General features: G+C 70.2%; 17 protein-coding genes. 7 read left to right on the forward strand and 10 right to left on the reverse strand.

The window, feature by feature from the left end; translation table 11 throughout:
* Nucleotides 1–25: 25 nt before the first annotated feature.
* Nucleotides 26–523, reverse strand: coding sequence for a hypothetical protein (locus G361_RS0124445; protein WP_155981766.1), 498 nt, complete (start codon nt 521–523; stop codon nt 26–28).
* A 207-nt stretch (nt 524–730) separates the two neighbouring features.
* Between G361_RS0124445 and G361_RS0124450 the strand changes: the two genes are divergently transcribed.
* Nucleotides 731–1,075, forward strand: coding sequence for a hypothetical protein (locus G361_RS0124450; protein WP_019929747.1), 345 nt, complete (start codon nt 731–733; stop codon nt 1,073–1,075).
* Between the two features lie 317 nt (nt 1,076–1,392).
* Here the strand turns inward: G361_RS0124450 and G361_RS0124460 are convergent, their stop codons facing one another.
* The gene (locus G361_RS0124460) at nt 1,393–1,566 is read right to left on the reverse strand and encodes a CsbD family protein (protein ID WP_019929749.1); all 174 of its coding nucleotides are present in this window, start codon (nt 1,564–1,566) and stop codon (nt 1,393–1,395) included.
* Between the two features lie 302 nt (nt 1,567–1,868).
* On the opposite strand from G361_RS0124460, the gene G361_RS0124465 reads away from it, so the two are divergent.
* Nucleotides 1,869–2,270 carry a hypothetical protein gene (locus tag G361_RS0124465; protein ID WP_026343439.1) on the forward strand — a complete coding sequence of 134 codons (402 nt, stop codon included), beginning with the start codon at nt 1,869–1,871 and terminating at the stop codon, nt 2,268–2,270.
* A 41-nt stretch (nt 2,271–2,311) separates the two neighbouring features.
* On the opposite strand, the gene G361_RS0124470 is transcribed toward G361_RS0124465, so the two are convergent.
* Entirely contained in the window at nt 2,312–2,986 is a 675-nt protein-coding gene (locus tag G361_RS0124470) for a GntR family transcriptional regulator (RefSeq protein WP_019929751.1), read from the reverse strand.
* Nucleotides 2,987–3,072: 86 nt separating this feature from the next.
* Between G361_RS0124470 and G361_RS0124475 the strand changes: the two genes are divergently transcribed.
* Nucleotides 3,073–3,942: an SCO6745 family protein gene (locus G361_RS0124475; protein WP_019929752.1), complete on the forward strand. Its 870-nt coding sequence runs from the start codon at nt 3,073–3,075 to the stop codon at nt 3,940–3,942.
* Nucleotides 3,943–3,997: 55 nt separating this feature from the next.
* Here the strand turns inward: G361_RS0124475 and G361_RS0124480 are convergent, their stop codons facing one another.
* The gene (locus G361_RS0124480; protein ID WP_019929753.1) at nt 3,998–4,411 is read right to left on the reverse strand and encodes a VOC family protein; all 414 of its coding nucleotides are present in this window, start codon (nt 4,409–4,411) and stop codon (nt 3,998–4,000) included.
* A 92-nt stretch (nt 4,412–4,503) separates the two neighbouring features.
* Between G361_RS0124480 and G361_RS51885 the strand changes: the two genes are divergently transcribed.
* A complete protein-coding gene (locus G361_RS51885; RefSeq protein WP_081635561.1) occupies nt 4,504–5,853 on the forward strand; it encodes a WYL domain-containing protein in 1,350 nt (449 codons plus the stop codon).
* Nucleotides 5,854–6,119: 266 nt separating this feature from the next.
* Here the strand turns inward: G361_RS51885 and G361_RS0124495 are convergent, their stop codons facing one another.
* Both G361_RS0124495 and G361_RS0124500 read right to left on the reverse strand, forming a co-directional pair.
* Nucleotides 6,120–6,743 carry a histidine phosphatase family protein gene (locus G361_RS0124495; RefSeq protein WP_019929755.1) on the reverse strand — a complete coding sequence of 208 codons (624 nt, stop codon included), beginning with the start codon at nt 6,741–6,743 and terminating at the stop codon, nt 6,120–6,122.
* 88 nt (nt 6,744–6,831) lie between these two features.
* Entirely contained in the window at nt 6,832–7,764 is a 933-nt protein-coding gene (locus tag G361_RS0124500; protein ID WP_019929756.1) for an NADP-dependent oxidoreductase, read from the reverse strand.
* A gap of 83 nt (nt 7,765–7,847) precedes the next feature.
* Between G361_RS0124500 and G361_RS44810 the strand changes: the two genes are divergently transcribed.
* Together G361_RS44810 and mscL are read left to right on the forward strand one after the other, a co-directional pair.
* Nucleotides 7,848–8,468, forward strand: a complete 621-nt coding sequence (locus G361_RS44810) for a TetR/AcrR family transcriptional regulator (RefSeq protein WP_019929757.1) — start codon at nt 7,848–7,850, stop codon at nt 8,466–8,468.
* 9 nt (nt 8,469–8,477) lie between these two features.
* Complete coding sequence (mscL, locus tag G361_RS0124510; protein ID WP_019929758.1) at nt 8,478–8,885, forward strand: large conductance mechanosensitive channel protein MscL; 408 nt, start codon at nt 8,478–8,480, stop codon at nt 8,883–8,885.
* 43 nt (nt 8,886–8,928) lie between these two features.
* On the opposite strand, the gene G361_RS0124515 is transcribed toward mscL, so the two are convergent.
* The 4 genes from G361_RS0124515 to G361_RS0124530 form a co-directional block, all read right to left on the reverse strand.
* Nucleotides 8,929–9,996, reverse strand: coding sequence for an EstA family serine hydrolase (locus G361_RS0124515; protein ID WP_026343441.1), 1,068 nt, complete (start codon nt 9,994–9,996; stop codon nt 8,929–8,931).
* Between the two features lie 64 nt (nt 9,997–10,060).
* Entirely contained in the window at nt 10,061–10,729 is a 669-nt protein-coding gene (locus G361_RS0124520) for a Crp/Fnr family transcriptional regulator (protein ID WP_019929760.1), read from the reverse strand.
* Nucleotides 10,726–12,360, reverse strand: a complete 1,635-nt coding sequence (locus G361_RS0124525) for an adenylate/guanylate cyclase domain-containing protein (protein ID WP_155981767.1) — start codon at nt 12,358–12,360, stop codon at nt 10,726–10,728. Before G361_RS0124525 ends, G361_RS0124520 begins: the two co-directional genes overlap by 4 nt.
* 105 nt (nt 12,361–12,465) lie before the next feature.
* Nucleotides 12,466–12,756 carry a hypothetical protein gene (locus G361_RS0124530; protein WP_155981768.1) on the reverse strand — a complete coding sequence of 97 codons (291 nt, stop codon included), beginning with the start codon at nt 12,754–12,756 and terminating at the stop codon, nt 12,466–12,468.
* Nucleotides 12,757–12,965: 209 nt separating this feature from the next.
* Here G361_RS0124530 and G361_RS0124535 point away from each other — a divergent pair, with 209 nt between their 5' ends.
* Nucleotides 12,966–13,736 carry an SDR family oxidoreductase gene (locus tag G361_RS0124535; protein ID WP_019929763.1) on the forward strand — a complete coding sequence of 257 codons (771 nt, stop codon included), beginning with the start codon at nt 12,966–12,968 and terminating at the stop codon, nt 13,734–13,736.
* Nucleotides 13,737–13,766 lie beyond the last annotated feature (30 nt).

Raw genomic sequence — 13,766 nt, forward strand, 5'->3', positions numbered from 1 at the left:
TCCGGCGGCCGCCGCCCGGTATGGGTCATTCGATACTCGAATCACGGCGTTCCGGCTCGGCGTCGCTCTCCGGGGCCGCCGCGCCGGAGCGCGGGGCCTTCGGCACGATCCGGTGCTCGCGCCGGATCCGCAGCCCCCAGCGCAGCGCGCCGACGGCCAGCGCCAGGTGGATGAACAGCGCCAGGTACACCAGGACGATGCCGTAGTCGTCGGCCCAGGCCGGTATCCGCGGCGCGCAGACGAGTACGACGAGCAGCATCACCACCCCGATGCCGAGGGCGGGTTCGGCCAGTGGTTCGAGACTCGGTTCCGAGGGGCGTTCCGCGCGCCGCCGGTCCGGCGGCGGAACATGGTCCGCCCCATCCGATGTCCGGCGGCCGGACCGGGCCAGCGGGCACCGTCCGCCGGGCCCCCGACCGCGCCGGGTCGAATCGAATTGTGCGGCAGCGGAATCGGTTTCGGCGTGGTGCTCGCCGCCGCCGGTGTCGGCCATGGCGAAACTGCAGGCCGCGTAACCAGCCATCGTGTCCTCCGCGGGATCGGCGACGACTGCGCCACCGTGCTCGATGATTGCACCTTCGATCGAAACGGTCGGGCCCGGTCGGCACACGGGTAGCGGACTACCCGAATCACGGATATCGCTCATATCGCCCCGGCGGTCTCCCGCCACGGCTGGGATGGAATCGGCGTCCACGGGTATGCCGTCTACAGCGCGCGGAAGGAGACGCCGATGGTTCTGGACATCTTCGTGTCGATCGCTTGCACGGCGATACTGACGACGACCTGCTGGCTCCTCTCCGGCAACAGCACCGGCTCGCGGGTGAAGCCGAAACGGTCACGTTCACCCGCGCCGGCCGTCACCGACCCGCCACCGCCGATCGCCGCCACTCCCGCCGTCGCGGATCAGCCCACCCTGGAATGGGCCGATCCCGCGCAGATCTGGCCCGCGCTCCGGGCGGCGAACATCTTGCTCGCCGCGCGGCTGAGCGGCCGGATCAGCGCGGCCGAATACCGCACACGCACCGCCGAACTGGCTCGCCGCTGCGAACCGCAATCAGCGGCCGGAACCGACTGACGCCGCCCGGACGGCCCGTACCTCCTGGGTCCACCAGCTGCCGTGCCGCGGTTCGACGGCGGCCCGCAAATCTCCGGAAATCGGTTGGCGGACGGCGTCGAACTCGCGTTGCGGCCGACGGTGGAAAACGATCGTGCACAGAATTCCGGCCACGGCCGCTGTGCGACATCCGGCGCGTAGAATATGCCGCGCCGATCGGCGTACTGCCACCCCGGGCACCGACGAACACGGTCATGATCGGGCCTGCTCACCGGCAAAGTGCGGAGAAGCCGAACGCCGGGGTACCAACGGGCACCCCGGCGTTCCGGCACGGTGAATCAGTCGCGGAACGCATCCTTGACCTTCTCGCCCGCGTCCTTCAGATTCGACTTCGCCTGATCGGCTTTGCCTTCGTTCTCCTGGCGCCGATCGCCGGTCACCTGACCGGACTTCTCCTTGGCCTTACCGGCCAATTCCTCGACCTTGTTCTTCGCCTTGTCGATGGCGCTCATAGTGCTCCTTCCAATTCCTGCTCGAATGGGAGGGACTCGCACTGTCCCTTTTCCCCGTCTACCCCGGCCGACCACACCGAAACGCCGCACACCCGCCGCAGCAGATTTCCGTGACCGCTCACACACCGATTGTCGGACACGCCCTCGTAACGATCCCGCCGGTGAATTGTCGACATCGTGGAAAACGGGTAGCAAACGCCGCACACGTCCCGCCACACCATCGACCGGGACACCGCTCCGCGCGTCGCGCTCCGCCGGATAGGATGACGCGGTCGGAACGCGTCGAGCGCGGGGGTGCAATCGTGGATCCTGTTGTGGTGGAAGCGGGTACGGCGCTGGTGAAATTGATGGCCACCGATATGTGGTCCGGCGCCAAGGATGTCGTGACCGGCTGGTGGCATCGCCATCATCCCGAGTCGGCCGAACAGGTCGGCACCGACCTGGATCGCCTGCACGACGAGGTCGTCGAGGCCGCCGGCGACGAGGCCACCCGCGAGGCGCTGACCGGCGAGTGGCGCGTCCGGCTGCGTCGCCTGATCGCCTCGAATCCCGAACTGGCCGTGGAACTCCGGCGGCTGCTGACCGAGGAACTGACCCCGCTGCTGGCCCGCGCGAACGCGACCACGACGGTCACCCAGACCGCGACCGTGACCGGCGACCGCAACATCACGATCCAGGCCGGTCGCGACATCCGCCGTTCCTGAGGGCCGCCTACGGCCCGCGGTCCCGAATCCGCCTCGCGGCGTTACCGATCCGCGAGTCCGGCCGCGGTCAGTGTGAGGTGGCGGGTCAGCGCCTCGACGGCGGCATCCGCGTCCCGGGCCAGCGCCGTCTCCTCCAGCCGGCGGTGCTCGCCGATCGCGTCCCGGTCCGGATTGCGGTAACTCGACCAGCGCCGGGCCAATTCGGCGGCCGTCCACATCCGGTCGAAGGTCTCCATCAGCACCGGATTGCCGCAGCCGTCCAGCAGCGTCCGATGGAAGATCCGATGCGCCTCGGACCATTCCTCGCTGTAGTACCGGCCCTCCCCGGCATACGGCGGGGTGCGGGCGAGCCGGTGATGGGCGGCCCGCACCCGGCCCTCCCAGTCGAGGTCGCCGCGTTCGACCGACATCCGCAGCACGACGGGCTCGATCGTGCGGCGGGCCTCGGCGATCTGCTGCCAGCGCGAATCGGAGAAGTCCGGCACCGCGAATCCCCGGTTGTGCAGCCGATCGGCCAGGCCGTCGCCGACGAGCCGGACCAGCGCCTCCCGCACGACCGCCAGGCTGACCCCGAATTCGCGGGACAGGTCCTGCGGTTTGAGGGCCGTACCGGGGGCGTGGTCGCCGCGCATGATCGCCTCCCGTAACCGGGCGTAGATCTGCTCCGACAGCATCTGCTTCTCCGACGGCGCCCGCGAGCCGACTGCCTGTGCCATGTGGTCATCATAGACAGACCTCTAGATAATCGATTATCTTGCCTATCATCGATCACATCGACGCTTCCTCAGGAGACCCGAGCACGATGCCGCATATCGCCCTACCCGACACCACCCGTCCGGAGCTGGATCTCGACGCGGTGCGCGAGGCCGCCCTCGCCGTCACCGCGGCCCACCTGTTCGTATATCTGATTCCCGAGATCGCGGAGGAAGCCGCGGGGTTCGGCGTAACCGACCGCGCCCCACGGTATTTCGGCTTCCGCGCGGCCCCGCTGGGTGCCGTCCCGTGGCAGGTCGTCCTCGCGACCTTCTACAACTTCAGCCCGCGGGTCGTGCGGACCGTGGCCGGAGCGTGGGATGCGGCCACCCCCACACAATGGCAGGCGGCCCGCTTCACCGCCGTGGGTCGCGCGATGCGCCGCGTCGGTGTGTCGCTCACGGCCGAGCACATCGCCGCGGCACGGGCACTGATCGACCCGGTCGTCGCGGCCGCCGACTACGCGGGTAAACCGCTGGCCGCCGCGAACGCGGCGGTCACCCTGCCCGCGGATCCGCTGGTCGCGCTGTGGCAGCAGATCACGGTGTTGCGCGAATGGCGCGGCGACGCGCACCTCGTCGTGCTCGCGGACAATCGCCTCGGGCCGTGCGCGTGCAACGTCCTGCATGCCGCGACCGGCCGGCTCCCGGCCGCCGTCCTGCGCGCGACCCGCGATTGGAACGACGCGGAATGGGCCGCAGCCACAGCGGAATTGGCGGCACGCGGCTGGCTGCACCCGGACGGCACCCCGACCGACGCGGGGATCGCGGCCCGCGAACGGATCGAGGTCGAGACCGATGAGCACTGTGCCGATCTCTGGGCGCCGATCGGCGCCACGGGTGCCCGCCGTCTCGTGGCGCTCATCGCACCGATCGCCGACGCCTTCACCGCCGCAGGCACTTTCGCGCAATTGCGGTGAGACCGCGAATCCCGGCCGCCGTGAACGGTTTTCGCACGGCGGCCGGAAGTTCCGATCAGCCGCGGCTCAGGACGTCGACGACCCAGACGATGCCGAACCGGTCCCGCAGCATTCCGTACGTCGCGGCCCACGCCGCGGGGCCGAGCGGAACGACGATCGTCGCCGCGTCCGCCAGCCCGTCCCAGATGCCCGCGACCTCCTCGACGGTCTCACCGCGCACGGAGACGAAGAACGAATTCTCGCCTCGTTCGTGACCCATCCACCCGGGCACGTCGTACGCCATGACCCGGAACCCGCCGGCCTGCACCTGGCCCCACATCACCTGTCCGGCTTCGGATTCCGCTGCGACGTTCCCGGCGTCGGCGTAGGTGACGACGGCGAGTTCGCCGCCGAAGACGGATCGGTAGAACTCCAGGGCCGCGCGGGCCTCACCGCGGAAGTTCAGATGGGTGGTGGTCGTGACGGACATGTGCACTCCTGAGTTCGACTGCAGTCTGATACGGCCACGATCGCGGAGGTAGCGGCCAGGATGTGTCCGCTACCTCGGGCAGAATCGGAAATATGCCGAAGACCTCCGCCCGACTACTGGCGCTGCTGTCGCTGCTGCAGGCCCGCCGGGACTGGCCCGGGATGCTGCTGGCCGAGCGTCTGGCGGTCAGTCCGCGCACCGTCCGCCGGGACATCGACCGGCTCCGGGAGCTCGGCTACCCGATCGCCGCCGTCAAGGGTCCGGACGGGGGGTATCGGCTCGGCGCGGGCGCCGACCTGCCGCCGCTGCTGTTCGACGACGATCAGGCCGTCGCGGTCACCGTCGCCCTGCGCATCGCGGGCACTGCCGGCGCCGGGATCGAGGAAGGCGCGGTGCGCGCGCTGCACACGATCCGTCGGGTGATGCCCGCGCGCCTGCGGCACCGGGTGGACACGATGCGGATCACCGTCGTCGGCGATCCGGCGGCGCCGCCGTCCGATCCGGAGGTGCTCGTGGCGGTCGCCGCCGCCGTGCACGCCCGCGAGGTTCTGCGCTTCGACTACGACCGGCCCGCGGACACCGACCGGCTCACAGACACCGCTCGACCCGCAAACACCAACCAGCCCGCAAACACCAACCAGCCCGCGGACATCGACCAGCCCGCGGACATCGACCGACCCACGGACACCAACCAGACCTCGAACACCAACCGGCCCAAGGACATTGACCGACCCGCGCACACCAACCAACTCGCAGACACCGCTCGACCCGCAGACACCAACCAGCCCACGGACATCGACCGACCCATGGATACCGACCAGACCTCGAAGACCAACCAGCCCAATGGCATTGACCGACCCGCGCACACCAACCAGCTCGCGGGCGCCGATCGGCCCGCCGCCGCACGCCGGGTCGAGCCGCACCACCTCGTGACCCGCGGCGGCCGCTGGTATCTGATCGGCTGGGATCTGGACCGCGGCGATTGGCGAATCTTCCGCGCCGATCGGATCGGCCTCCGCACACCGAACGGTCCTCGCTTCACCCCACGCGACGTGCCGGGCGAGGACGTCGCGGCGTTCGTCACCGGCAGGTTCCGCGGCTCGGACACACCCGACTGGCCCTGCCGTGGCGAGGTGATTCTGCATCTCCCCGCCGCCGCGGTGTCCCCATTCGTCCCCGACGGCATCGTCGAATCCCTGGGCGCCGATCGCTGCCGGCTGATCGCCGGTTCCTGGTCCTGGATCGCGCTGGCCGCCGACATCGGCAGATTCGACGCGGATTTCGAGATCGTCGGCCCTCCGAATTACGTGCAGCCTCAGCACATCTCGCTCATCGGCACGCTGCCGCTGCGCGCGGCTGACACTCTTCGTCACCGCCGGTCACGAGGTGGTGCGGCTCGACCCGGCGGGCGGCAGTGGGCCGGTCGGCGCACTGGCAGCTGAGCGGCGGCAGCGGCAGCGGCAGCGGCAGCGGCAGCGGCAGCGGCAGCGGCAGCGGCAGCGGCAGCGGTGAAACGATACCCGCACGAAGGGAGTTCGGTGACGATCGCGAACGGAGTTCGGTGACGATCCGGAAACCGCGGTCGGCACAGGCGATCTGGGCAGGCGGAGCGTGATCGGGCCCCGGTAGCCAGTTTTCGTGATCTCGGCATCGCTACACAGGCCACCCGCTGACACCGGGCGTTTCCGGCCACGCCGGACGTTCCCACTCACCCCAGGTGGGATACCTCGGTGCGCAGGATGTTCGGACCCGGATAGCCGAGTTCGACGATGACGCCGTTCGGCAGCGGATTCGCCTCGTGATAGGCGTGGAACGCGCGCATGCCGTCCGGGGTGCGTTCGTGACGGGCCTGCACGACGTACAGCACGGCGCGCAGGAAGGTGCCGTGGCTGAAGACCGCGATCAGGCCGTTCGGTTGGGCGGCAAGGCGTTTCAGCAGTTCTTCGGCCCGGTCGAGGAGGTCGGTGAACGACTCCTTGCCGGGGTGCCGTTCCTGCGGGTCGGCGCGTTCCCAGTAGGCGTGCAGGTGCGGGGCGAGGAAGTCCGCGGTGACCACTTGATCCGCGAAGCCGGGCAGATGGTGGAATTCCTGTACCGGCCACTCTTGCCGGGGACTGCCGGGATACCGGTCGGCGGTCGGCTGGGCGGTCTGCTGCGCACGTCGCATGGGTGAGACGACGATCAGGCTCGGCGCGGTGTCGAAGGCCGCGGCCACCCGGCGGGCCTGTTCGTGGCCGATGCCGGTGAGCGGGGTGGTGCCGTTCTTCGTGGGGAGGCCGATATTCCCCTCGCTCTCACCGTGCCGGATCAGCCAAACCCGTTTCGTGGTCATACTTTTCGGTATCCCGTCCCCTCGGCGGATCGCGGCGGGTGACGATCCGGCGTGCCGTCAGCCTATCGGCCGGGGCGGCCACGGCGGCTCACGCCAGTCGCAGAACCAGCTTGCCGCGGGCATGACCGGACAGGCCGAGTTCGGCGGCCGCGCGCCAGTCCGCCAGCGGGAACACCCGGGCGATCGGGACCTCGAATTCGCCCGCGGCCGCCAGGCGGGCGTACTCGCCCAGTACGTGGTTGCCGTCCTGCGGCGCGTTCTCGTCGAATTGGAGGCGGACACCCAACTCGCGGGCCGCGGCGAAATCGGTGATGGTCAACACGTTCCGGGGTTCGGCGACCGTGCGCACCACCTCGGGCAGGGCGGTACCGGGCGGTGCGGTGTCGAGGGCGAGGTCGACATCTCCGCCCGCCAGCTCGCGGACCCGTTCGGCCATCCCGTCGCCGTACTCGGTGACCAGGGCGCCCATCGCGCGCAACGCGTCGGTGTAGGTCTTGCCCGCGGTCGCGACGACCCGGGCGCCACGCCGGAGCACCATCTGCACGGCGGCATATCCGACGGTGGTGCCCGCGCCGTGCACGAGCACGGTACTGCCGTCCGCACGCGCGGGGACGCCGAGACCGGCCAGGGCGTGGTGCGCCGTTTCGACCGCCATCGGAAGTGCCGCGGCCGCAACGGGTTCGAGGCCGGGCGGCCGCGGGAACCAGCGCTCCAGCACGGCGCGGTCGGAGGCGCCGGCCGTCGGTCCCCGGAAGGGGGCCGGACCCAGCACCGCGTCCCCGATCTCGACACCGGTGACGCCGGGGCCGATCGCGTCGACGATGCCGGATACCTCGAGGCCGATGCCGCGCGGCAGATCACCGGCGAACAGGCCGGTGCACAGCGCCCAGTCCGCGGGATTCAGCCCGCACGCCTCGACGACGATCCGGACGCGACCCGGGCCGGGCTCCGGGATCTCCGCGTCGTCGAGCCGCACGACCTCGAGCGGGGAGCCGTACTCGTGAAAGCGAAGGGTGCGCATGCTGCCTCCATCGGTTAGTGACAGCAGATGCTGTCGTCACCAGGCTAGCTGACGACAGCATCTGCTGTCACTACACTGAACCCATGGCACGATGGGAAGGCAATACGCGCGGTCGCCTCGAGCGGGCGGCGCTGGATCTGTTCACCGAACAGGGCTACGACCGCACGACGGTCGCCCAGATCGCCAAGCGCGCGAATCTCACCGAGCGGTCCTTCTATCGCTGGTTCCCGGACAAGCGCGAGGTGCTCTTCGGCGGCGGGGAGGAACTCCAGGAGCGCTTCGTGGCCGCGATCGAGGCCGCGCCGGCGGGAGCGGATCCGCTGGCCATGCTGATGGCCGCCTTCGCCACCGCCCCCGAGGTGATCCGGCCCCGCGAATTCCTGCGGGAACGGTCCGCGGTGATCGCCGCGAATCCGCCGCTGCACGAGCGGGAACTGATCAAGGTCGCCTCGTTGTCGGAGGCGCTGGTCGCCGCCCTGGCGCGGCGCGGTCACGATCCCCGGGCCGCGCGGCTGGCCACCGATGCGGGCATGGCGATCTTCCGGCACGCCGGTCAGCGCTGGATGGCCGACGAGCACGCCGACCACGCGCGACTGCTGTCGGACAGCGCCGCGGACCTGCTGGCCGTCCTGACCCCGAATGCGGTTCCCGGAGGTGCGAACGCCGGTCCCCACCTAGGCTTGCCGGGGACAGAGCAAGGCTGAAGGAGAGATATGAAGGGCTTTCGGACGTTCCTGCTGCGCGGCAACGTCGTGGATCTGGCGGTCGGCATCGTGGTGGGTGCGGCATTCACCTCCGTCGTCAACGGTTTCGTGCGCGCGTTCCTGACCCCGCTGGTCGGTCTGGCGGTCGGCGCGACCGGAGATTTCAGTGATCAGGGATTCAAGGTCGGGAAGGTGGAGTTCCCGGTCGGCGCGTTTCTCACCGCGATCGTCACGTTCGTCCTGGTGGCCCTGTTCGTCTATTACCTCGTGGTACTCCCGGTCAACGCGCTGACCTCGCGCTTCAGCCCGAAGACCGAGGCGATCACACCGAAGCGCGATTGCCCGGAATGCCTCAGTTCGGTCCCGGTCGAGGCGAAGCGCTGCGCGTTCTGCACGAGCGAACTCGTCCCGGTCTGAGGCCGAGCGGGCGGCCCGCCGCATCGGTGCGGGCCGCCGGCGCTCAGGCGTCCAGCGCCTCGTAGGCGGCCATCACGATGGACAGGCCGCGGAGGTAGTCGTCCTCCCACAGGACCTGGTTCATCACATAGGCCACGGTCAGGCGGCGATCGAGGTCGTTGAGCACCAGCGAACCACCCCAGCCGCCCCACGAGCAGGTCCGGTTCTCGAGCCGATACCCCAGGCCCCAGGTGATCGGGGACTGCAGGACGCGGTCGGTCCCGCGGAACTGTTCCTCGAGTACCCGCTCACAACCGGCCGGGGACAGCAGGCGCACGCCGTTGCCGCCCACTCCCCCGGACGCGAGGACCGATTGCACCGCGGCGACCGAGCGCGCGTTGCCGTGCCCGTTGACCGCGGGAATCTCCGCGCGCCGCCACTGCGGCGTATTGGCGTCGGACGCGCCGACCGCGAACCCCTCCGGCTTGTCCCCGCCCGGCGCGGCGATCAGCGCGGCGACGCGGTGGTCGTGTTCGGGTGCGAGGCCGATGTGGAAATCGGCGCCGAGCGGCCCGGCGACCTCCTCCGCGAAGAAGGTGCCGACGCTGCGGCCGCTGACCCGCGCGATCACCTCGCCCACCAGGAATCCGAAGGTGAGCGAGTGGTAGCCGCCCGCCGCGCCGGGCTCCCACCGCGGCGCCTGCGCCGCCAGCCGCGCGGTCACCGCCGGACCGTCGCACAGGTCGGCGACGCTGACCGGCGTATCCCAATCCTGAAGTCCCGCAGTATGTCCCAGCAGATGTCGCACCAGCACATCGTGTTTCCCGGCGGCGGCGAACTCCGGCCAGTACCGGGCGACCGGCGCGTCCAGATCGAGTTCGCCGCGATCGGCGAGGATCAACGCGCACAGGGCGACCATCGGCTTGGTCGTGGAGAAGACGTTGACGATGGTGTCCCGGTCCCACGCGACGGTGCGCGCGGCGTCGGCGTAGCCACCCCACAGGTCGGCCACGGGCTCACCGTCGAGATACACCGCGGCCGAGGCGCCCACGTCGACGGCGTCCAGCGCTGCCGACAACGCCTGCGCCACCGGCGCGAATCGATCGTCGACCTGCCCGTGCAACTCTGCCATGGCCGTCAATGTAGCCACCGTGCGTGCGGCCGCGCGACCGAATTTCCCTGCCCGGCAAGCCGGGTCAGGAGGTGGCGCCGGCGGCGGCGACCAGTCCGGCGCGATCGGTGACGATGATCCGGCCGCGCCGCAGGACCAGGATGCCGCGCTGCTCCAGATCGCGCAGCACCCGGTTGGCGGTGACCCGGGTGGTGCCCGCCATCGACGCGAGATCGTCCTGGGTGAGCCGGATCTCGGCGACCGGGGCGGGCCCGCCGTAGACCCGCGCGAGATTGGCCAGCCGGCGCACCACCCGCGCCTCGACCGGAAGATACAGTGCCTCCAGCACATTCGCCGACAGTCGCCGCACCTGTTCCACCAGGGTTGCGGTGATCATCCGATCGATGGTCGGATGCGCCTCGCGCAGCACCGCGAGTTGCGCCCGGCTCAGGGTGAGGGTTTCGGCGTTCTCGGCCGCCTCCACGGTCGCCGTCCGCCGCGCGTCGTCGCTGAGCAGTGCGAGTTCCCCGAACGAATCACCGGGGCCGATCATGGTCAGGGTGGCGGTGTAGCCGAGCGGGGTCGCCACCCGGATCAGCAACAGCCCGGACCGGACCAGATGCAGCGTGTCGCCGGGATCGCCCTCGTGGCACAGGATTTCGCGTCGTTTGAAGCGCCGCGGCACACAGGAGGCCAGCACCTGGCGGCGCTCCTCCGGCTCCAGGCTGCGCAGCAGGGCGAATTCGGTGGTCATCGCAGGCCCCGGAGAACGAAGCAGGTCACCGGTTCTCGCCGGCCCTTCACCGAGATCGCGTGCAGCGGTTGCACGATCGCGTACGGCCCGAGCTGGTCCCGGGTGAGCGGGCCGATCACCACGTCGCCGGGCTGGGCCACGCCCTCCAGCCGGGCCGCGGTATTGGTGGTGTCGCCGATCGCGGTGTAGTTACGCATCTGTGCCGCACCGATATTGCCGACCAGCGCGGGCCCGGTGTTGATGCCCACCCGGAATCGGGGCCAGTCCGGCCGGCCCGCCGCGATGTGCGCGACGGACCGTTGCAGCGCCAGCCCGGCGCGGGCGGCCCGCAACGCGTGATCCGGTTGCGGCGCAGGCGCATTGAACACCGCCATCACCGCATCACCGACGAACTGCACCACCACGCCGCCCTCGCCGAGGATGACCGGCACGATGGCGCCGTAGTAGGTGTTCAGCATCTGCACAACCAGCGCCGGGTCGGTGCGCTCGGCGAACGGGGTGAACCCGCTCAGATCCGCCATCAGCACGCTGACCTCGGCGATCCGGCCGCCCAGGTCGGCCTCCGCCGGATTCGCCAGCAGCGCGGTCGCCACCTGCGGGGACATGTAGGAGCGGAACAGCTCGTCGAGCTGCCGGTACAGCCTGGCGTTCTGGGTCAGCACGGCGAGCTGACGTTCGGTGAGCCCGAACCGTTTCGACAGATCGACCCCGAGCGAGCCGAGCGGCTGATCGATCGGCAGCCCGGCGGCCTGCCGCTGGCGCAGCACCTCCACGAGTTCGGCCAGGGCCCGGGTGTAGTCGCGCTCCAGGACGGCCATCGTCTGGTTCAGCGTGACGCTGTCGAACAGGCCCAGCGACGAGCCCTCGCGCCGGAACTGGGTGTGGCTGCTCAGCGCGATCAGCGCGAAGGCCAGCACCATCAGCACATGCCATTCCCACCAGGACGCCTGCCAGCTACGTCCGTAGCCGACCGCCAGCAGCGCCTCGATCAGCAGGACGAACGCGGTGAGCACGCTCAGCAGCAACAGGCCGCGGCGGCGGAGGAATTGCCGGGCGTAGGCGATCGCCGCGCCCACATAGGACAGTGAGCCCACATACGCCAGGACCACCAGCGGACCGGAAGTCTCGGTGGGACTGGGCATCCCGTCGAACGGCGGTAATCCGGTGAGCGAGAAGGCCGCCCACACCACGAGCGCCACCGCCGGCAGCGCCGACAACAGCCACATCATGTTGTTGAGCCGGGCCGCCGCGGCGGGCCCGTACTCGATCGCGGAGGCCAGGGCCGCGAATCCGCCGAGGGTCAGCCCGACCGGTACCGCGTAGACGAAGCCGGCGTTGGGCATCGCGAGGATGACACCCGGCGTCGCGATCGCGTGCAATCCCAGGAAACCGGCCGCGAACTGGAACATCAGCGAGACGAGGATCAGCCGTACATCGTGGCGGGTGCGCGCGGCGCGGAACAGGACCACACCCAGCAGCATCGCCAGCACCGCCGCGGCCAGCACCAGCCAGAAATGCTGCGGATGGTGTTCGTAGTGGGCGTCGAGTTTCGGATGCGACAGCAGCAGCCACAGTCCCGCCGCCGGCAGGATGATGGCGGCGGCCCAGGTGAGCACGCCCACTTTCGACACCGTTGAACCCTACCCAGCCCGGGGCCCGGGCGGGCACGCGTCCCCGGAAACGCCCGCACCCCGGCAGCGGATGCTGCCGGGGTGCCGAGGCGGGACGAGGTTGGGTCAGCGACGCCAGTTGTAGTCGTAGCCGTGGTTGTGGCGATCGAACCACTCCCAGTCGCGGAAGTGGCTGCCGTGCCAGAAGTTGCTGTCGCAGTAGTTGTAGTAGTGCCAGTCGAACCCCTCGCGCCATTCGCAGAAGGGATCGAACCAGGTGTGCTCACCGAGCTGCACGACGGTCTTGGCCGGCATGGCGGCGTCCGGCGTTGCGGCACCGGCGATCCCGGCCCCCGCGCCACCGATCACGGTGAGGGCGGCCAGGGTGATCCCGATCCGGCGGAACACATCGGTCATGTTGTCCTCCAAGTCTTTTCGCCGGCCCGTGCGGCCGGCGTCCGGTACGTCACCAATACTGCGTGCGGCGGGCCGGAAGTTCTGCCACCGGAACGACACTCGGTGTGTATCCGCGCATACACAAGGCGGCTTGTCCGGATCCGGTGGCGCCGATAGGGTCCGTTGTTACCCGAGAGTCAGTTCCTTCTTCGACCGGAGACGACGGCGATATGACACGTACCCCCCACCCGCCCCGGAAACGGATCCTGATCACCGGCGCCAGTTCCGGCCTCGGCGCGGAGCTGGCGCGCCGATACGCCGCCGGCGGCCGCGACCTGGCCCTGTGCGCCCGGCGCGCCGACCTGCTGGACGCCCTGCGCGCCGAACTGCTGGCCGCGAATCCGGCGATCACGGTCACCGTCCACCCGCTCGACGTCACCGACGACGCGGCGGTGGGCACGACCTTCGAGGCCGCCGCCGCGGCCCACGGCGGGCTGGACCGGGTGATCGCCAACGCCGGGATCGGCAAGGGCGCGGCCATCGGCACCGGCCGGTCGCAGGTCAATCTGGACACCGCCCGCACGAATGTGCTGGGCACCCTGTCGCAGGCCGAGGCGGCGCTGTCGATCTTCCGGCGGCAGACGTACGGACATCTCGTGCTGGTATCCAGCATCAGCGCCGATCGCGGACTGCCGGGCAAGGCCGCCGCCTACTCCGCCAGCAAGGCGGCCGTCTCCGCCCTGGGCGAGGCGCTGGCCACCGAACTGCGCGGCAGCGCGATCGCCGTCACGACCCTGGTACCCGGTTATATCGCCACCGAGCTGTCCGCCGCGGCGGGTGCGAGCCGTGCGCTCACCGCCTCGCTGGACCAGGGAGTTTCCGCCATGGTCACGGCCATCGAACGCGAACCGGCCCGTGCAGCGCTGCCCGGGTTCCGCTGGCGGGTCATCGATACCGTGCTGCGGCACGCACCGCATCGGCTCACCGATCGGATGGTGTAGGCGGCCGAAACCTCACCCGATCGCGACCGG

Source organism: Nocardia sp. BMG111209 (assembly GCF_000381925.1).
Lineage (GTDB): Bacteria > Actinomycetota > Actinomycetes > Mycobacteriales > Mycobacteriaceae > Nocardia.